23 protein-coding genes are annotated in these 19,673 nt (G+C 44.3%); 11 read left to right on the forward strand and 12 right to left on the reverse strand.

All coding sequences use genetic code 11. The features are described 5' to 3' along the window. The first annotated feature begins 126 nt into the window (after positions 1-126). From aspS to ABI430_04860, 9 genes are all read left to right on the forward strand, one after another. The gene (gene aspS, locus ABI430_04820; protein ID MEO8638191.1) at positions 127-1,536 is read left to right on the forward strand and encodes an aspartate--tRNA ligase; all 1,410 of its coding nucleotides are present in this window, start codon (positions 127-129) and stop codon (positions 1,534-1,536) included. Positions 1,537-1,544: 8 nt separating this feature from the next. Then, a complete protein-coding gene (locus ABI430_04825) occupies positions 1,545-2,285 on the forward strand; it encodes a ScpA family protein (GenBank protein ID MEO8638192.1) in 741 nt (246 codons plus the stop codon). 99 nt (positions 2,286-2,384) lie between these two features. Beyond that, entirely contained in the window at positions 2,385-2,942 is a 558-nt protein-coding gene (gene scpB / locus ABI430_04830; GenBank protein ID MEO8638193.1) for an SMC-Scp complex subunit ScpB, read from the forward strand. A 12-nt stretch (positions 2,943-2,954) separates the two neighbouring features. Further along, positions 2,955-4,034, forward strand: coding sequence for a hypothetical protein (locus tag ABI430_04835; protein ID MEO8638194.1), 1,080 nt, complete (start codon positions 2,955-2,957; stop codon positions 4,032-4,034). 7 nt (positions 4,035-4,041) lie between these two features. Further along, entirely contained in the window at positions 4,042-5,154 is a 1,113-nt protein-coding gene (locus ABI430_04840; GenBank protein MEO8638195.1) for a putative peptidoglycan glycosyltransferase FtsW, read from the forward strand. Between the two features lie 20 nt (positions 5,155-5,174). Further along, on the forward strand, positions 5,175-6,302 hold the full coding sequence (gene murG / locus ABI430_04845) for an undecaprenyldiphospho-muramoylpentapeptide beta-N-acetylglucosaminyltransferase (GenBank protein MEO8638196.1): 1,128 nt from the start codon (positions 5,175-5,177) through the stop codon (positions 6,300-6,302). 66 nt (positions 6,303-6,368) lie between these two features. Further along, complete coding sequence (gene gltX / locus ABI430_04850) at positions 6,369-7,724, forward strand: glutamate--tRNA ligase (protein MEO8638197.1); 1,356 nt, start codon at positions 6,369-6,371, stop codon at positions 7,722-7,724. A 2-nt stretch (positions 7,725-7,726) separates the two neighbouring features. Then, complete coding sequence (locus ABI430_04855; GenBank protein MEO8638198.1) at positions 7,727-9,010, forward strand: peptidoglycan DD-metalloendopeptidase family protein; 1,284 nt, start codon at positions 7,727-7,729, stop codon at positions 9,008-9,010. Between the two features lie 42 nt (positions 9,011-9,052). After that, positions 9,053-9,301: a hypothetical protein gene (locus tag ABI430_04860; protein MEO8638199.1), complete on the forward strand. Its 249-nt coding sequence runs from the start codon at positions 9,053-9,055 to the stop codon at positions 9,299-9,301. Between the two features lie 286 nt (positions 9,302-9,587). On the opposite strand, the gene ABI430_04865 is transcribed toward ABI430_04860, so the two are convergent. The 9 genes from ABI430_04865 to ABI430_04905 form a co-directional block, all read right to left on the reverse strand. Then, positions 9,588-10,184: a hypothetical protein gene (locus ABI430_04865; protein ID MEO8638200.1), complete on the reverse strand. Its 597-nt coding sequence runs from the start codon at positions 10,182-10,184 to the stop codon at positions 9,588-9,590. A 219-nt stretch (positions 10,185-10,403) separates the two neighbouring features. Further along, positions 10,404-11,003: a hypothetical protein gene (locus ABI430_04870; protein MEO8638201.1), complete on the reverse strand. Its 600-nt coding sequence runs from the start codon at positions 11,001-11,003 to the stop codon at positions 10,404-10,406. A 279-nt stretch (positions 11,004-11,282) separates the two neighbouring features. Further along, complete coding sequence (locus ABI430_04875) at positions 11,283-11,447, reverse strand: hypothetical protein (GenBank protein MEO8638202.1); 165 nt, start codon at positions 11,445-11,447, stop codon at positions 11,283-11,285. Positions 11,448-11,453: 6 nt separating this feature from the next. Then, entirely contained in the window at positions 11,454-12,050 is a 597-nt protein-coding gene (locus ABI430_04880; GenBank protein ID MEO8638203.1) for an HAD-IA family hydrolase, read from the reverse strand. 75 nt (positions 12,051-12,125) lie between these two features. Then, positions 12,126-12,437, reverse strand: coding sequence for a hypothetical protein (locus tag ABI430_04885; protein MEO8638204.1), 312 nt, complete (start codon positions 12,435-12,437; stop codon positions 12,126-12,128). Between the two features lie 81 nt (positions 12,438-12,518). Further along, entirely contained in the window at positions 12,519-13,055 is a 537-nt protein-coding gene (locus ABI430_04890; protein ID MEO8638205.1) for a hypothetical protein, read from the reverse strand. Then, positions 13,036-13,749 carry a glycosyltransferase family A protein gene (locus ABI430_04895; protein ID MEO8638206.1) on the reverse strand — a complete coding sequence of 238 codons (714 nt, stop codon included), beginning with the start codon at positions 13,747-13,749 and terminating at the stop codon, positions 13,036-13,038. The genes ABI430_04890 and ABI430_04895 overlap by 20 nt, the downstream gene beginning before the upstream one ends. A gap of 1 nt (position 13,750) precedes the next feature. Further along, positions 13,751-14,473 (reverse strand): glycosyltransferase, encoded by a 723-nt coding sequence (locus ABI430_04900; GenBank protein ID MEO8638207.1) that lies wholly within the window; start codon positions 14,471-14,473, stop codon positions 13,751-13,753. 52 nt (positions 14,474-14,525) lie between these two features. Next, entirely contained in the window at positions 14,526-15,119 is a 594-nt protein-coding gene (locus tag ABI430_04905) for a DedA family protein (protein MEO8638208.1), read from the reverse strand. Between the two features lie 189 nt (positions 15,120-15,308). Here ABI430_04905 and ABI430_04910 point away from each other — a divergent pair, with 189 nt between their 5' ends. Next, a complete protein-coding gene (locus ABI430_04910; GenBank protein ID MEO8638209.1) occupies positions 15,309-15,893 on the forward strand; it encodes a phosphatase PAP2-related protein in 585 nt (194 codons plus the stop codon). Between the two features lie 127 nt (positions 15,894-16,020). Here the strand turns inward: ABI430_04910 and ABI430_04915 are convergent, their stop codons facing one another. The 3 genes from ABI430_04915 to ABI430_04925 all read right to left on the reverse strand — a co-directional run bounded on the left by ABI430_04915 (position 16,021) and on the right by ABI430_04925 (position 18,181). Beyond that, on the reverse strand, positions 16,021-16,278 hold the full coding sequence (locus ABI430_04915) for a hypothetical protein (protein MEO8638210.1): 258 nt from the start codon (positions 16,276-16,278) through the stop codon (positions 16,021-16,023). A 106-nt stretch (positions 16,279-16,384) separates the two neighbouring features. After that, positions 16,385-16,567 (reverse strand): non-canonical purine NTP pyrophosphatase, encoded by a 183-nt coding sequence (locus ABI430_04920; protein ID MEO8638211.1) that lies wholly within the window; start codon positions 16,565-16,567, stop codon positions 16,385-16,387. Positions 16,568-16,714: 147 nt separating this feature from the next. Further along, positions 16,715-18,181, reverse strand: a complete 1,467-nt coding sequence (locus tag ABI430_04925) for an ATP-binding cassette domain-containing protein (GenBank protein ID MEO8638212.1) — start codon at positions 18,179-18,181, stop codon at positions 16,715-16,717. Positions 18,182-18,264: 83 nt separating this feature from the next. Here ABI430_04925 and ABI430_04930 point away from each other — a divergent pair, with 83 nt between their 5' ends. Further along, a complete protein-coding gene (locus ABI430_04930) occupies positions 18,265-19,539 on the forward strand; it encodes an NAD(P)/FAD-dependent oxidoreductase (GenBank protein ID MEO8638213.1) in 1,275 nt (424 codons plus the stop codon). Positions 19,540-19,673 lie beyond the last annotated feature (134 nt).

Here is a 19,673-nt window from a genome sequence, read left to right on the forward strand (position 1 = left end):
TTCTCACTGCTTTGGAGAGACCAAAGAGTGCAATATGTATCTGGCCTTATGCAGTTGATAGTGCTGGGATTGCTGTTTATATTTCCGATGAATTCTGATACACTAGAGCAATACTCTATTACAAACATGAAAAGAACCTATATCAAAGACTTAAAAGAACACATGGGCAAGGAAGTTTCTATTTCTGGATGGGTGGATGTGAGGCGCGACCACGGCAAGCTTATTTTCATTGACCTCCGTGATATGTCCGGCACTGTGCAGATGGTGGCATTGCCTTCTCATGCTGAGGCGCACGGCGTCGCCAGCCGTGTCCGTGATGAATGGGTGCTCTCCATTGCGGGGAAAGTCAACGCAAGACCTCCAAAAACCGTGAAAGAGGGCTTAAACGGCGATTTGGAGCTGGAAATTCTAGAAATTAAGGTTCTAAACGAATCGTTGACCCCGCCCATGGATATTCATGGAGACGGTCGGGAAATTAACGAGGAGATACGGTTAAAATATCGCTATTTGGATTTGAGACGGCCGAGACTTCAAAAAAATATTCGCATGCGTGATACAATCATTACTTTTTTCCGGGAATACATGCATAAGAACCATTTTGTGGAGATTGAAACCCCCATCCTCATGAAAGGCACTCCCGAAGGCTCTCGCGAATACATCGTGCCCTCGCGTCTCGAGAAGGGCAAATTTTATGCTCTTCCGCAGTCCCCGCAACAGTTCAAACAGCTCTCAATGGTCGCAGGCTTCGAGCGATATTTCCAGATCGCGAGATGCATGCGCGATGAAGATTTGCGGGGCGACCGCCAACCCGAGTTTACTCAGCTCGATTTCGAAATGTCATTTGTAACGCAGGAAGATGTGCTTGCCTACACTGAAGCAATGTTTATCGAGCTCGTTCTCGCTCTTTTTCCCGAGAAAGTTTTCACAAAGGTGCCGTTTCCTCGGATTACCTACAAAGAGTCGATGGAAAAACACGGCTCCGACAAGCCCGACATGAGGCAGGATAAAAATGACCCGAATGAGCTCGCATTTGTCTGGGTTCTTGATTTTCCTATGTTTGAAAAAGATGAAGAAGGGAATATCCAGGCAACGCATCATCCATTTTGCTCGGTAAAAGAAGAAGATAAGGAAAAATTTATGAAGGCGGGAGCAGAAGACGACAAAGAGCTCTTAACCGTTCGAGCAAACGCATACGACCTCGTGTTGAATGGCTACGAACTTTCCTCGGGAAGCATTCGGATACACGAGCGCGCCCTTCAAAAGAAAATTTTTGACCTACTCCGAGTGAGCGAAGCTGACCAGAAAAATAAATTTGGCCACATGCTCGAGGCCTTTACCTACGGAGCTCCTCCCCATGGCGGATTTGCTCCCGGAATTGACAGGATTGTCATGCTCCTTATGGGCGAGCCAAATATCCGTGAAGTCATTGCCTTCCCAAAAACGGGGGAGGGGAAAGACCTCATGATGGGCTCGCCAAGCGCCGTTGAAGAAAAACAACTCCGCGAACTTGGAATTGAACTTCGAAAAAATAAATAAGGTTTGATATGGACACTTCTACACAATTTAAGGTGAAAACTGATGTTTTTGAGGGACCACTCGACCTTCTTTTGAATCTTATCGAAAAACGCAAACTTCTCATCAACGATATTTCTCTTGCTAAAGTTACAGACGATTTTATCGAGCATGTTAAACGGCACGAAGCATTTCCTATTTCGGACTCCGCGGATTTTATTTTCATCGCTTCTACTTTACTCCTCGTGAAGTCGAAATCGCTGTTGCCGAACCTCGATTTGACGGACGAAGAAGAGGGGAGTATTGAAGATTTGGAAAGGCGACTTAAAATTTACAAGGAGATAAAAGATCTCGCCCTGCATATCAAGGAGATGTTCGGAAAAGAGCTCATCTTTGGCCGTCTGGAGACAAAAAATATTACTCCCATTTTTACTCCGGAAGCCACGATTCAAAAAGATGCGGTATATCTTGCGATTGAGGATATTTTGAGGAATTTTCCGATGAAGGAAATGCTACCCCAGGTCAAAGTTTCGCAAGTCGTCAGCCTGGAAAAGATGATTGAACATTTAACGGAGAGAATAAAGTCCAGCTTAAAAATGAGTTTTCGGGAGTTTTCCAAATACGGAAAAAGCGAAAAGGTGCACGTAATCGTGAGCTTCCTAGCTATGCTAGAATTGGTAAAGCAGGGAATCATCAGCGTGCATCAGGAAAAAAAAGGCGACGACATTCATATGGAGACTGAAGAAGTGGGGACGCCAAGATACGGGAATTAAAAATAAATAGTTATAAAGTAGAAAGTTATAAAGTCTTAAGGAAAGAGAAAAAGAAATTTAACTTTATAACTTGTAAACCTTATAACTTTATAAACTTTCATGAATCTCGACGCACAAATCGAAGCCATACTTTTTTTTAAGGGAGAGCCTGTCACACTTTTCTGGCTTGCCAAAACGTTAGCCAAGGAGGAGAAAGAAGTAGAGGTGGCAATTCTCGAGCTTGAACGGAAACTCGAAGGGAGAGGGCTGGTCCTCATGCGTAAAGAAAACGAGGTGATGTTGGGCACGGCTCCTGCGTTTTCCTCTCTTATCGAAAGATTAACTAAGGAGGAGCTCTCTCGAGATTTGGGAAGGGCGGGGCTTGAAACGCTTTCGATTATCATGTACCGAGGTCCGCTTCCCCGCAGAGAAATTGACTACATTCGAGGCGTAAATTCTAATTTTATTCTTCGAAATCTGCTTATTCGAGGGCTTGTGGAAAAAATTAATTCTCCGGACGACGAACGCGTTTTTTTGTATAAACCCACCTTCGAACTTCTGCAATTTATGGGGCTTTCGAAAATTGAAGATTTACCCGAATACCAGTCAGTAAGAAAAACAATCGAGGAACTTAAGATGAATGCAGAGCAGGAAAATAAGGAGTCAGACGCGACTTAAACAAAATCAAACATGGATTTCAAAAATGGATTTTTTAATAATTTCATCAGTAGATGCATAGCATTGAAGAACAAATTCTTTTCTTCAATTCAGCTGGATGCGAAAGAGGGTGATACGCTCGGCAATCGGATTGCGAAGTCGCTTACCCGAGCGCAGGTTTTTTTATTCCTTCTTATTTTGCTTGCGGGCACTTCATACGGCACTCTTTCTCATTTTAGCTCGGCGAGGGGAGCAAAAAATGTCGAAGCTGCGGTTGCGAAAACGATTCCTCCCGCGGTCACTATTTTACCGCAAAAGTATTTTGAGAATATCGAGCTCGAAGCGAAAGCTGTGTACGTTCTCGATGTCGTGAACGGCAAAGTACTTTATGAAAAAAACGGGAATGTTCCACTTCCACTCGCTTCTCTTGTGAAAGTGATGACGGCTCTCGTCGGGAGCGACCTCGTGCCTAAAGACTCTGTGATTGAGATTGACGGGAATGCGCTTTCCAAAGAAGGGGATACGGGGCTCGCCCTCGGAGAAAAATGGAATTTTCAGGAACTTATTGATTTTACCCTTCTTGTTTCCTCAAATGACGGCGCTTCCGCAATTCGTGAAAAAGCCGACTTAATCCTAGGTGAAAGGGACGGTGTTGGGTATCAAGCTTCCGACTTTATTCGGGAGATGAACGTGAAGGTGGCAGAGCTCGGACTTAAGGACACTCGTTTTTTGAACGAAACTGGATTGGATGAAAACACGGAGGAAGCCGGCGGATACGGGTCAGCGAGGGATATGGCGCAACTATTCTCTTTCATTATTACACAAAAACCGAGGCTTCTTGAGGCGACCAAATATGATGGTCTTATGATCAAATCCTTGGACGGAATTCTCCACGACCTTGTAAATACCAGGAAAAATTCATTGGCCATTCCATCGATTTTGGGTTCTAAAACAGGGTTTACTAATTTGGCGCAGGGCAATTTTCTCGTCGCGTTTGACGCGGGACTTCGGTATCCTATCGTCATCGCGGTTTTAGGCTCCAGTCAGGAGGGAAGGTTTGCGGATGCCCAGAGACTTGCGAATGCCACTCTCGACTATCTCAATCAAAAATAATTTTCTTATGCGAACCATTAAAATTGATAAAGTATTCCTGATGACGACCCTTCTTCTTATGCTTGCGGGCTTTATCATTTTTACCTCGGCAGCGCTCGGGCTTTTAGCCGGAGGAGGAACGGAATATTACTCCGTGGCTTTCAATCATATCGTCTTCGGGATTATTTTTGGAAGTGTGGCCTTGATTGTCATGTCTCGAATATCCTATAAGCATTGGAGGACGTTTTCCGTCTATATTTTTATCATTACTCTTGTGGGCACGTTTCTTGTATTTGTTCCCGGCCTCGGTTTTGCCCACGGAGGCGCAAGGAGATGGGTGGAAATTGCGGGAATCTCATTCCAGCCCGGAGAATTCCTGAAAATAGGGTACATTCTCTGTCTTGCGAGCTGGCTCTCTGCCGTTAAGGAAAGAGTAGCAACGGTCCGACACGGTTTGGTGCCTTTTGTCATACTTTCCTCACTTGTGGGCGCCGCGCTTCTCTCCCAGCCGGACACTGATTCATTTTTGATTCTTTTTTTCTCAGGGGCCATGATGTTTCTCGCGGCAGGAGCCAGGTTTAAGCATATTATGCTTCTCGCGTTTGCGGGCATCGCGTCTATAGTCATTTTGGCTTTCATTCAGCCGTATATCATGAGCAGAATAAAAACTTTTTTTCATCCGGCAAACGATCCGCAGGGCTCTGGTTACCAGATTCAGCAGTCTTTAATTGCAATCGGGTCGGGCAGGCTGACTGGACGCGGGTTCGGACAGAGCATTCAAAAATTTAATTTTCTTCCTGAGCCAATCGGGGACTCAATATTTGCGGTTGCGGCAGAGGAGTTTGGTTTTGTGGGTAGTGTCATCATTATTTTTCTCTTCTCTCTTTTCGCACTCCGTGGTTTGCGAATCGCAATCCGATCACCGGACGTGTTTAGTAGACTTGTGACTCTCGGAGTTGTTATACTGATAGTGTCGCAATCGTTTTTGAACATGAGCGCGATGCTCGGCGTTTTGCCGCTTTCTGGCCTGCCTCTCCTTTTTGTGAGCCACGGCGGAAGCGCGATGATTGTCACTTTGGCTTTGGTCGGCATTGTCCTCAATATTTCGAAATACCAGCTGAAAAACAATTATAACAATTGACGATTGTCAAATGTAATTTTATGAAAGTTATTTTCACAGGCGGGGGAACGGGCGGACATTTTTATCCGATTATCGCGGTGGCGGAGGAGCTTACCGTGCTCGCGCAGGAGTTAAAACTCTTGGAAATGAAATTATACTTATTTTCCGATTCTCCCTATGGCGAGAAGTTTTTGTTTGACAATAAAATAACCTTCGTCAAGTCGACGGGAGGAAAAATGAGGAGGTATTTTTCCATTCTCAATTTTTTCGGTTTGTTTAAAACCGCGTGGGGGGTTATTACGACTTTTCGGAAAGTTTTTAAGATTTATCCGGACGTTGTGTTTGGCAAAGGTGGGTATGTGAGCTTCCCAACTCTGGTTGCGGCGCGACTCCTCGGCATTCCCGTTATTATTCATGAATCCGATTCGGAGCCTGGAAGGGTAAACCTCTGGGCGGGTAAATTTGCAAAAAAAATCGCAATTTCGTACCCGTCGGCGGCGGAGTTTTTTCCAAAGGATAAGGTTGCGTACACCGGCAACCCGGTTCGAAGGGGAATTAGGCATCCTCTCACGAGCGGAGCGCACGAGTTTCTCGGTCTCGAGGAGGATGTGCCAGTGATTTTTATTCTCGGTGGTTCACAGGGAGCAAAAATAATCAATGACACGCTTTTGCAGACCCTTCCAGAATTGGTGCAGAAATACCAGATTATTCACCAGACGGGCAGAAAAAATTATAAAGAAGTAGTGGAAACTTCCGGAGTAGTATTGGGCGATAACCAGTTTAAAGGCAGGTATAAGCCATTTGATTATTTGAACGACCTCGCTATGAGCATGGCGGCTGGAGTTGCGGATTTGATTGTCTCGCGCGCTGGCTCGGTCTTGTTTGAAATTGCCGCGTGGGGAATTCCTTCCATAATCGTTCCGATATCGCCCGAGGTAAGCCACGACCAGCATAAGAACGCCTTCCACTACGCAAGGACCGGTGCCTGCACCGTCATTGACGAGAATAATCTTTCTCCCCATATTCTGATTGCCGAAATAACACGACTTATCGAAGCTCCGGATGAGCTAAAAAAAATGAGCGAGGCCGCCAAAAGTTTTGGACACCCCGACGCAGCGAGGAAAATTGCCGAGGAGATTATGCGACTCGGGTTGCCACATGAAAAATAGATACCGCAAAAGGAGAGTGCTCTACAAACAAGTCCTTCGACTCTAGTGTGATATACTATCGGAACTATGAGTTTAGAAAAACGTTCAAACCCGTTTATTACTCGGTTTCCACCGAGTCCGACCGGTTTTTTACAGATGGGTAATGTGCGGACAGCCATCTACAACTATTTGCTGGCAAGGAAAAATGGAGGCCAATTTCTCCTACGGATTGAAGATACCGACCGAGAGCGCTCGACCCGAGAATTCGAGACGGCGCTCTTGGAGAACCTCAAATGGCTTGGTCTCACATGGGACAACGCTGAAGTTCCGCGACAATCGGAGCGAAACGACGTGTACAAGGGCTATCTTCAAAAATTGGTGAAGGAAGGCAAGGCGTACGTTTCAAAGGAAGACACAAAGGGCGACGCAACAAAAAGGGCCGAGGTGATTCGATTTAAAAATCCCAATACGAGGGTCGTATTTGCGGACATGATTCGCGGTCAAATAGAATTTGATACGACCGAACTCGGAGATTTCGTCATTGCAAAGAGCATGGATGAGCCCATTTACCATTTGGCGGTGGTGGTTGATGATTTTGAATCGAAGGTGACGCACATCGTTCGGGGGGAGGACCATATCTCCAATACTCCCCGTCAGATTCTTATTCAAGAAGCCATCGGTGCTCCCCGACCGATTTATGCGCATCTGCCTCTTATCCTTGACCGCGAACGCGCCAAGCTCTCTAAACGTAAACATGGCGAGAAAGTTTCACTTCGGCATTTTGAAAAAGAAGGATATTTGCCCGTTGCCATCGTCAATTATATGGCAATGCTCGGATGGAATCCCGGCGGTGACAATGAAATTTTTTCCCTATCGGAACTCATTCCGATATTCGATATTACAAAGGTTCAGAAGGGAGGCGCAATATTCGATGAAGAAAAATTGCGATGGTTCAACAAAGAACATTTAAAGAAAATTTCCAATTACCAGAGTCTAATTTCTAAGGAGATAAAAAAAGTTCTGGGAGAAGTTGATGATGAAATTGTTGAAAAAATTGCGCCGATTGTGTTTGAACGCATAAGCACATTCGGGGACATAAAAAAAATGAATGAAGAAGGGGAGCTTGCCTATTTTTTCGGCTCTCCCGAATACGACTCCTCCAAACTTTCCTGGAAGGACGAGAGTAAGGAGAAGACGAAAGGCCACCTCGAGAGCGTGCTCGCTCTCATTCAAAAAGCGCCGGAGAAAGATTTTACCGAAGCGGGTATAAAAAATGCCATCTGGAAATATGCGGAAGAGGCAGGGAAGGGGAGTGTGCTCTGGCCTTTGCGTTTTGCGCTATCGGGCCGTGAGAAATCTCCAGACCCTTTTACGCTCGCCTTTATTTTGGGAAAAGAAGAAACGGAAAAAAGGCTTGAGACTGCCATAAAAAAACTTTCATAAAAATGAAATTAAGATTAAGAACGATTTTATTCGGTCTGTCAATATTCAGCATTGGGTTTGGCATGACACTTCGTGTACCTGAAGCAGGAGCTCAAAATATTGACCAACTCAAGCAGAAGATAGAGGAGAGCAATGCCACGATACAAAAATTGGAACAGGAAATCGGCCAATACCGAACTCAAGTGGAAGCGGTCGGAAAAGAGGCCAAGACGCTTCAATCTTCCGTAAAGACTTTAGACATTACCCAGCAAAAATTGGTCACCGACATAAAAGTGACTGAAAATAAAATAGACTCGGCAAGTTTGACGATTGAAAAGGTAAATCTCGAGATTGGGAATACCGAAAAAGAGATTAAAGGAAGCCTAGCGTCGCTCGGAACAATTCTTCGCAACATAAATGAAAATGATGAGTCGTCACTGCTTGAAAGTTTTTTATCCCATAGTGAGATGTCGGAATTTTGGAATGACGTGGAAGGAATGAGCAAGCTCCAGGCAGAAGTTAGAAATAAAATGGCAATACTTAAGAGCCTTAAGAGCGAATTGGAAGCGAAACGGGAGCTTTCTCAAAAGACAAAGAATGACCTTGCCGATTTTAAGGAAGATTTGGGGGACAGAAAAAAGATAGTTGACGTGTCGAAAAACGAAAAGTCCACTCTATTGAAAGCCACGCAAAATAAAGAATCCAACTACAAAAAGATTTTGGATGAAAAAATCGCCTTAAAAACGGCTTTCGAGCAAGAACTTCTCCAGTTTGAGTCGGATCTCAAGATTGCCATCGACCCAAATTCTTATGTAAAGGCGGGGAAGGGGATTCTTGCATGGCCACTGGATGTAATTAAAATCACTCAAAATTTCGGTAACACCGCTTTCGCTCAATCCGGAGCTTATAATGGGCAGGGTCACAATGGAGTGGATTTTGGTGCGCCTGTCGGCACACCGGTCAAATCAGCTGGAGACGGAGTCGTGCTTGGCGTCGGAGACACGGATTTGGTCTGTCCGGGAGCATCCTATGGAAAATGGATATTAATTCAGCACGGAAATGGCCTTTCGACTTTATATGGACACCTTTCCTTGATTAAGTCAACTATCGGGCAGGAGGTGAAAGTTGGAAATGTAATAGGATATACCGGCAACACCGGTTATACCACGGGCCCGCATCTTCATTTTACGGTCTACGCAAGTCAGGGAGTGAAGATTCTTGAAAAGAAAAGCGCGGTCTGCAACGGAACCTACACCATGCCTATCGCGGACTTGAAAGCGTATCTTAATCCACTTTCTTATTTGTAGCGATGTACTATAATGAATCATATAATCTTTTAAATTTCCTATATGAAGAGGCTCATAAAAAACCGCCAGGGAGGATTTCTACAAATAATCGTCATTGTCATCATAGTGATCATCATTTTGACATATTTCGGAAATGACATAAAAAATTTTCTTGAATCAGGGCCGATAAAAGAGGTGTTTATGAAAATCTTCGCCGTCTTCAAAGACGTGTTTGTCTATCTGTGGCAGAGGCTTGTGGTAGATATTCTTTGGAATATGATTCTTCAGCCCATCCTTAATGTCGCTCGATGAAATTGAACAGTAGACTGTGGATAACTCGGGATAAAGATATATTGTGCGACATGCTCTGTTATAAATGAAAGACCCAGCTCACATTTTTTTGCACCTCTCCCCTTCTCATTTTAAATTTTGAGTTTGGCTTAAATAACCCTCAAGACAGTCTCTCATCTCTTCTTCCCCTTTTATTTTTTTGGGGAATCAACCGATAGTTTTTTATATTAAAATGACTTGTGTGAGCGTCCGTTTTATCACAAATCAGCAAATCAGCAAAAAAGGCCCCGAAGGGCCTTTTTGCGAATTATTTTGAGTTTAGTGCTATTTGAGACCAACATGCGCTCGAAGAATTCCACGGCTGGCTTCCCTTTTTTTCGTAAAGATATCTGGCGTATTCCATATTACCTTCAAGTGAATAGATATCGTATCCAAGCTTCTTAGACTCCTTGGCGTGATAAGCCTCGTTGATTTGCATTACCCCAATATCCTGCCTATTTACTCTTCCACGAAGAATGTTTCCTGCGCTATCTATTTGTCTGAACGCCGATTCACATTTTGCGATTTGCACCATTTGCGGAATATCTTTGAAGTAGGATCTGACCTCTCCCTCAACGGTTGAATTCGGAGTAGGGTCAATTCTCTTGACGAGAATTGTTTCCGGCATCTCTATTTCCTGCTGTAAAACAATTTGTGAAGGGATAAGCGCTTCAACTTTGTTCTCCGCCGCCTGACTTAGGATGTTTGCAGATATGAATGTCGCTAAACTAACCACAACTAACGGTATTTGAATAATAAGCCTTTGGGTTAAATGATAATCGGCATAAAGAGCATTTTGCCCTTCTACAGAGTTCGCCTTAGCGATGCAGAATAGATATTTCGCGCTCGCTAAACCTCTCCCCATAAAACAGAAAACTCAGATGTTTCTGAGTTGCTTAATAATAGCACCATTCGATACTTATGTCAATAGTTAACATCAATTTAAGGCTCGTGTCAATAGTAAAAAACCCTTGTAAAATAAGGGTTTTTTAGAAAACACGAAATCCAGCATGTAAGCCATTTTTCGGGCATTCAAACCCAAAAAGTGCCTTAAAATAACGATTTTTTGGGATTTTTTTTGACCTCAAATTTTTTTAAGCCACGGAATTGGATATCTTTCAAATTCGGAGAAAAGCCATTTTTCAGTAAGCAATCTGGAGAACGCTTCGGCCTCCACTTTGGCTCCCATGAGCCCATTATGGGGTTTGGGTTCGGTGGGAATGCCCACATACGTCAGAATTCCGTCAAGATTTAGCGCCGAATGATTATTCTTAACCGGAGGTGTGATTCCCCTTCTTACCATATGGAAATAGCAAATGGAATGAAGGTCAATTGTTCTGTGTGCGAAAGGCCAATTCACATGATATCTTTCCGCCGTATATTTTAAAAAGTCCCGGTCAGTAGACGGGTTCTGTCCGGCGATTGTCTTCTCCGCGCAGGTTTCTGTCCAGCTTAAAAAATGAGAAAGGAGATCCTTGTCGGACTGTTTCTTGCTCCCGCCCTCGATGTCTTCCCTCTTGAAGCCGTTTACGGCGAGAGCTTCGTTATCAATGTGCGCTCCTTCCCAAACACGGCATTCTTCATAGAATTTATTTTTAGGATTTGCAAATTCAAACGCTCCAACGCTCAAAAGCGAGTTTTTGTGAGGCTCCACCCCCGATGATTCCATGTCCACGACGATCATTGAACTATTATACCTCGATTTGCATCTCGAATGAAAGTGGTTTTTCTCGATTTTCAAATTCCAATTTGTTTATGCCGACATTAAGAAATGTCGGCATCTCCCAATCTTGCCCACGAGTTCTCGAGTGGGTGCAAGATTGAGGATCCCGAGCGTGGCGAGGGACAGAAATTGTGCGCCGACAATCAGAATTGTCGGCATCCTCAATTTTTCATCCACGAATTTTTAATTCGTGGGAAAAATTGGGACCTAACAGCTAACACCTAACACCTTCTTCTTCCCCTACTCCCCCAACTTGTAGCCAACATAGATGCCGAGAATTCCTCCGACTCCGGAAAGAATGATTGAGGAAAAAGACAGAAAGCCCGCGCCCCAAAGCGCCGGAATATACGACCCTACAGTAGACCCAATGAATAGTCCTATCCAGATGAGAGGTTTAGAATTCATTTTTCATTAAAAATTTGGTACATATTTATTAATACTATCACGAGTATGCTCGGAGTCTATAAAAAGAAAAGAAACTATGCCGAGACTCTCTGCAGTTTTTACGTTTTTTTCCTGGTCGTCGAAATAGAGGCATTCATTTGAGTTTAATCTATTTTCTTCGAGGGCTCTCCGCCATACTTTCGCATCCGGCTTGACTAGGCCTGTTTTCCACGAGAAATACACGGCGTGAAATATATTGCTCATCCAGGGATACTGTCGATAATAGACGCTCCGCTCTTTGAAATTGTTGGAAAGAATGATGAGCAGTATCCCCTTCCCTTTCAATTCGCGCGCCAAAGTTATCATTTCCTCCGAAACTCTTTCTCCGTCAAACCAGTATTTGAAAAATTCAGACTCCGACAATTTGATATTCCAGCCGTCTAAAACTGGCTTCCAATAGTCAAATGCTTTGCCAGCATTCGGCAGTCTCATCTTGCTCATAATGAGAACGAGCTCCGGCAGGAATTCCCTGACGGGGATTCCGAAGTCTCTTTCAAATCTGGCGCTCAATTTTTCGCCCTGAATAAAAATGCCATTGAGGTCGAAGATGATTGCCTTAATCATATTCGGAAGTATATCATCCACGGGGATTCCCACCGAATAAAAAAATGCCGCAAGATGTACTTGAGGCTCGAGCTTTTAGTCCGACATGAGAGTGAAGAGTACAAACGACAGGAATCCCAGGGGTTCGCAGGCAATCGCCCGAAGCGCAATCTCGGCATTTCTTCGCCGACTGTGCCTCGCGGTAAGCAGATAAAACGTATGCCGAGTGACATAGCTTTCTGCCCAAGAAGGCAAATCGTCAACTATTTCGATGTGCGCGTCTCCTTTTTCTATGTCGCCAAGCGCCAGTCCATATACGTCCGTTCCCATTTGCTCAACTGACACCCTATGCACGGGAATCTCGTGCCCCTTGTGCAAAATTGCGAAGTCACATTCTGCGTTTTTCATTTGGTGTTATCTTGTCTTGAGTGTTCAACAGCAGACAATACTATATCATATTCAACTGCAAAACTTTTGGTTCATAAAAAATTAAAGATGCCCTCTCGAATCCAAACGGTATAAAGGAAAAATAAAAAAAAGAATAAAATTCGCGATTACAAATACAATCGCGAGCGCCCAAGTGGCGACGTATGAATATCCAGCCACAAGACCTCCAAATGCGAGAACTCCTGCGCATACTCCCGAGAGATCGGCCAGGATTTTCCGCTTTAACAGCCTCGGATGGTTTACAACACCAAGAAGAAATGCGTATTTTGCTGTCGCAAAGATAAAGAGAAGCGTGTCAAAAAAAAGAAAAGATGCAGGGTCGCGCATTCCTTGAGCCAGCAATAGGTAGCAAACGATAAGAAGTCCGTCCAATATTTTTTGTGTCACATTTTCTCGGGGGATAATGCTGGAAAAAAGGACCAAAGAAAAAAAAGTGTTGACGACGATTGTTATGTAGAAAATAAAAAGGGGCAGGCCGGCGCGATGATCCGAGACAAGGAAAATCCACGAATACAAACCCGCCAGAAAGAAGAAGGTGCTCGCTATAAGGGCTTTTGGTTTAGGATCGAATATTGTCATGTGTTTTTGTAAATGGCCTGCCAAATAAAATTGGCCAGAAAAAATTGAGACAATAAATAATATTTGTCTTGAGTAATCCCGCCTTAAGCATTCGGCGCATAGAGGAATAGGTGAAAAAATCCATTCTGAATACAACCTTGCCGTACTTGCTAAGCCGTTTTGCGATATCGGTGTCGTCGCCATAAAAAGTTATGTCGGGATTGATTCCCGCCTTTAGGAGAATATCCCTTCTTGCCACAAAGTTTCCTCCGAGTATCATATAGCCCACAACTCTCCAAATAATCGGCGCTGTCGCCCACCAGAACATATTTTGTGTCCATTTTTGAAAGGCGGTGCCGTCATAGTATTTATAGGGTCCGCTTAGTCCGACAACCCCGGCATGCGTTGAAAATACTTCTTCCGCAATGCCAATCCATTTTGGGGGCAACCTGGTGTCAGCATCGAAAAATGCAACGAGCTCTCCCGAGGATTCCTTGAGCCCCCGCAATCGCGCGCTATTTGTGCCCTTGCGCTCCTCATAAACGACTTTGACTTCAGGAAATCTTGCCGCGACCGCACTGGTGTTATCGGTGCTTGCGTTATCGACGACGATGATTTCAGAAAAACCGCCCCGTGAATGTAAAATAACGTCATTGAGGCACGCTCCAATGATTTTTTCTTCATTATGCGCGGGGATAATCAGAGATATTTTCATGTCATTTGGCCTTATTCCAATTTTTGCTCATGGATTTTTTAAGGAAAGTGACGGATAGAGTATTCAAAAACCACAGAGAGAGAAGTTTTGGCCAGCCCACGGCGTGTACTCGTCTGCCCGAATGATAGACTGCAAGCGTCCTCTCCACCCTAGTTTTTCCCAATTTCGCCAGCCGAACAAAAAGGTCATAATCTTCTGCTGCCGAAAGTTCCTCGTTGTATCCTTGCGCCTCGCGGAAGGAATTACTACGAATCATCTGAAACTTTCCCGATGAGCCTCCAATATGGAGTACGTTGTTGAGGATGAAGTAGAGATAGTTCACTCCGCCGAAGCATATTTTGTCCAAAAAAGTCTCATTCGTCTTTGAAACCCGCACAAAGACAGTAAGCGCGACAAGGGACGGATTCTCCTCGAATGCCTGGAGAGCCTTATTTAAAAACAGGTCAGGATCACTTTCGAGATATGTATCAGAATCCAAAAAAACTAGATACTCCCCTTGAGCGTTCCTTGCTCCAAAGTTTCGGTTGGCTCCGATGGTTTTTTTCCCTTTTTCGCTATGAATGAGGACCGCGCTCGCATATTGTTTCGCTATTTCGCGAGTCTTATCAGTGCTTTCGTCATCGGAAACTATTATCTCATGCGCGCCGTGAAAGCCCGAAATGCTTTTCAAGGTTTTTTCAATCGAGGATTCCTCATTGAAGGTCGGTATGATAAATGAGATCATAGATTTATGATAGAACGCAATTGTTCTCCCAGTCGTTGGCTGTCGCTGACTGTCACTGAATTTTACCCTCCTGAATTTTTTTGTGAATGATGAAGCCCGCTCGTACAAGACTAGCTAGGACTACAACTGAAAATACAATCAGGGTCGCCCTGCCGAGAGTATCTTCGATTGTAACATAGAGATGCTCGAACAGGTATCCAAGAGCGATGAGGAGTCCGGTCCAAACAAATTGTCCGAGTCCGTTTAAAAAAAGGTACTTTCTGAAAGGAATCTTAACCAAACCTGCCGTCACGAGGGTAATTATCGCGAAGCCGAAGCCCGATGTTACTTTGGAGAAAAAAAGAATAGAGTTATGATATTTATGAAAAAAATGCGAAACCATTTTAATTTTTTCCCGATTTATCCCGATGTATTTTCCAAAACGATCAACGAATCTCATTCCCCCGTGGTATCCGGCGTAGTACCATCCCGTGTCCGCAATCAAATCCCCTACCATGAGCGCCACGAATGCCGGCCAGAGTGCGAGGTATCCGAGTTTTATCATCGCTCCACAGAACGCCATAAGTATGGGTCCTTCGAAAATCGCCACTACGAAAATGAGCAGGTACTTGTAGTGGAGAATGTTTTGAATTAACCAGTCAGGCATGCATTACTAAGTATAATTTAAGAATGAAAAAATGAATAGTCAGAAATAAAGAGTAATGTTACAATCTAATTACGTCATCCTTCGTCAATTCTTTTTTTCAGCACTCACCTAACAGCTAACAGCTAACAGCTACCTTCTGTGGACTTGCTACGCAAAAAATATCTGTTGCATTTGAAAGACAAGAAATTCATGAAGTCTTTCACAGTTTCGCTCATTTTTTTTATTGCGAGTTTGGTCGTCTACTATTTTGCCGGAAAGTATGCCACTCTGAAGCAAAGCAATTATGTTACTGACATTGTCCTAAGCAACATTCGAGTTTACGACGTAGATTTTATTTTCGTATACGGGGCATTCGCATTTAGTTTTTTTGTGGCGCTTCTTTGTTTCTATGAGCCGAAAAAAATTCCCTTTACTCTGAAAACAATAGCCCTCTTTGTCATCATTCGGTCTGTATTTATTTCTCTCACCCACATTGCCCCCTTTCCGAGCCAAATAGCCATAGACCCGAATACGTTTATGAGCTATTTCTTTGTCGGGGGCGATTTATTCTTTTCCGGTCATACTGGACTCCCCTTCCTCCTCGCCCTTATTTATTGGAAAAATATTCGTCTTCGCATCTTGTTCATAGCTCTTTCTCTCACTTTTGGCGCAGTGGTTTTGATGGGCCACATCCATTATTCCATCGATGTCCTGTCGGCGTTTTTCATTTCATACGGCATTTATCGCCTGTCGGAGATTTTTTTCAAGAACGACCATGCGCGATATCACACGTAGACATGAGTTCGGACATTTCGGCAGATAGGCTTTATTGGAAACGGACAGGATACCAGTCCACTTTGTGGTGGGGATAAAAAAATTTCCGACATGACCATCTCTCATCAATAAAAAAACGCTAGAAATTCTAGCGTCTGAAGATGAAAGCATCTGAATCGGGCTTTTTTCTGCGCCGAATCGATTTGCCTCGGGCGGTTGGAATTCCCAAGTACTCTGAGCCTCTTGTTGATACTTCAGATGCACTCACGATTTTGGTTTCCTGCACCGGTCCTTTTGGTCCCATCTGGGTCTTTATAAGGAGCTCCATATTGCCATCTCCAAGTATTTTCATCACCTTGAATCGTCCGTCACGGTAACTTACGTATTCGCCTATCTCAATTTCCATAATTTTATGAGGGGGGTTTACTGTGCCAAATGCACAATACCATAGATTGAGTATCAAATCAACTTAGTAACGCAATTTGCAGCCTTTGACTGGAAAAAGTAAACTCTTAAAGTTTCTCCAAAAAGTCACGAGTAACTCGGAATGCCTTGCCTCGATGAGAGGTATTATTCTCATGCTGAGGTGTCATCTCTGCCCAAGCAAGTTTTTCGCCGTGAGGGACGAAGATAGCGCTATATTGCATCTTCGGCTGGGGCACTGTTCTCGGCTCGAAAAGTATCTTTCCCCTCACCTGCTATTTCCGCATCGGTAAGGGTGAGCACGGAAATCGCTGAATCGGCAAAAATTGCCTTAATCTCTCCACCTTGCTTGGATTTCTGGTTGATAAAATGACTTTCAATTTCATAGATATTTTAGCGATACGTTCAGCTTAAAAACTCTATTTTCCTAAGTCCAGAACCTCATCAATTCGAATTTGTTTTACGAATTCGGGGACGTGGCTCACGAGGATCATAGCTCCGGCATATTTGTTTAAGGCGTCCGCGATGACCGGGATATGCCGGAAATTGATGTGGTTTGTGGGTTCGTCGAGAATCAAAAGTCCGGGTTTTTGAAGAACGAGCCGAGCGAAGGCGACAAGGCCTTTTTGCCCTTCGGACAAGCTCCCAATTTTAGTGTGGATGAGGTCGCTTGTAATGAGGAAGCCTGACGCAACTGCGCGCAAGTTTTCCTCAACCTGTTTGTCCATGACGGAGAGAAGCGATTCGTACACGGTATCTTCAAAATTGAGAGTCGAAAAATCCTGACGGTAATACCCGACTCTCACACCCTTTGCGATTGCTACCCCTTTAGCAGTTCCGAGGGCAAGCGACTCCAGAAGTGTGCTCTTACCAATTCCATTTGGGCCGGATAAAAGGAGATGTTGGTTCTTTTTTAGAGATATCTTAGCTTCACGTTTAACAGGCTTATGAGTCTTTGGATTAATCGTAGAAAAAGACGTAATATGCAAAATTTCTCCCAAAAATTCCGGCTGTGAGGGAATAGTGAAATTGCGGATTGTTTTGTCTTCCCTCCGGACGTCCACTTTTTCTTCCTCGAGTACTTCCGCTTTCTCGCGCATCCGCTTGGCAACGAGGCGCATCTGGCCCCCTTTGTTTGCGAAGAAGTTTGCCTTGTCCTTGTTTTCTTGAATTTCCTTGGCAAGTTGAGCGTTTTTTCTGTTCTCTTTTTCAATTCGAGCAGAAATTTCCGCCACAAGGTCAAAATAGTTGCCTACGTATTGCTCTACTTTGCGAGTAAACACGTCGAGGTATAAAACTCCCTGTGTAAATGAGTTCAAAAATTCAGCATCATGGGAGATTACGAGACAGGTCTTTTTATAGTCGGCGAGAAACTTTGTGAGATGGGCAATACCCGCTTTGTCGAGGTTGTTTGTCGGCTCGTCGAGAAGGAGCAGGTCCGGGTCTTGGATAAGCGCAGAAGCGAGGAGAAGGCGGGCTTGCTGGCCGCCTGAAAATGACTGAACTATCCTATTGTGAAGCTTCTCATGGCCCTTCAAATTTACGACTTCCAAAACTTCATCAATGCGCGGGTCTATATCGTACTTCTTTTCGGAAAAACATTTTTGGAAAAATTCCCGAACAGTGAGCTTGAGCTCATCTCGAGCAATTACCTGTCTCGAAAGAGCGATTGACAGTCTCTGACCGCGATGGATTTTACCGCTCTCGGGTTTGAGTGCGTCTGTGATTAGTTGAAAAAGGGTGCTTTTGCCTGCACCATTTTGTCCCATCATGGTCATTTTTGCGCCCCGCCGTATAGAAAAACTTACTTCATCCAAGATGGGTTTGTTGTGACCAAATTCAAACGACACTTCCTCGAAGCGTAGCAGGGTTTCATTTTGAGACATGATGTTTCCTAGAATAGCATAGATTTGGCTCAAAATCTAACTGGAATACCGTAAAAGACTACTTTTATGCTAGGATAAAAATCATGAAATCAGTTGAGGATACACTATGGGACGTATTGGTAATAGGAGGAGGGCCGGCGGGAATGATGGCCGCGGGTCGAGCCTCGGAAAGGCGAGATGCCGCAGGGAGGTGCGCGAGCGTACTTTTGATTGAGAAAAACGCGACGCTAGGCAAGAAGCTCCTCATTACCGGCGGAGGCAGATGCAATGTTACGAATGCTGAATTTGATACACGCACACTTCTTGCCAGGTTCAATAAAAGTGACAAATTTCTTTTTTCGGCTTTTTCGCAATGGGCAGTTCCGGAAACCCTCGATTTTTTCCACATGAGAGAGATGCAGACAAAAATTGAGGCGGAACAAAGAGTGTTCCCTATTACTAACAAGGCGGAGTCAGTGTGGAATGTGCTCGTTGATTATATTAAGCGCGGTAACGTTACCGTTCTTTCAAAATCCGTTGTGATCGGGTTAATTAAAAAAGGAAACCAGATTGAGGGTGTCGTGCTCAAGAATAAAAAAATGGTTCGCGCAAAATCGGTCATACTCGCGACTGGCGGAAAATCTCGTCCCGAAACTGGGTCAACCGGAGAAGGGTTTGAGTGGTTAAAATCAGTGGGGCATAGCGTTTCCGAGCCGGAAGCATCGCTCGTGCCAATTGCAATTAAAGATATGTGGGTAAAAAAACTTGCAGGCACAACTCTTTCCGACGTTAAAATTACTGTTCTTCAAAACGAAGTAAAGCAGGCTCAAAAAATCGGCAAGATTCTTTTCACGCACGTGGGTCTCTCCGGTCCCACAATCTTAAACATGAGTAAGGATGTTGGCGAACTTTTGAAATATGGAGAGGTCACTATTTCTCTCGACCTGCTTCCCCCGCTCGATTATGGAGAGATGAACCGGAAATTGCAGGACGTGTTCAAGGAACATAGTAACAAAAAATTTAAAAATAGTTTGTCGGGACTGCTTTCCTCACGGCTCGCTCCGGTAATTGTGGAGTTGTCGGGCATTTCTTCGGACACACCATGCAACAGTGTAACTCGCGAGGAACGCCTGCGCCTCGTGAAGCTCTTGAAGCACATTCCCCTTTCGGTCAAGGGGCTTCTTGGAGTGGAAAAAGCAATAGTCACCTCTGGAGGAGTATCGCTCGACGAAGTCGATTTTAAAACCATGAGCTCCCGACTTTTTCCAAATCTGTATCTAGTTGGGGACATTTTAAACATCGACCGCCCCTCCGGCGGATACAGTTTACAACTCTGCTGGACAACGGGATACGTTGCCGGTAATTCGGTGCGGGTATAAATTAGTCAACTGCGCCAAAAAAAATAGAAGGGAACCTTTTACCCTTTCACGAGCCGAAGCGCCAGGTTACGGAGAAAGAACATCCGGTTCAGAATTGATTTGAGCCGGAAGAGCGGGTTCGGACGGATTTTCCG

This window comes from Candidatus Taylorbacteria bacterium (assembly GCA_039934295.1).
GTDB lineage: Bacteria > Patescibacteriota > Minisyncoccia > Phycocordibacterales > HO2-43-120 > HO2-43-120.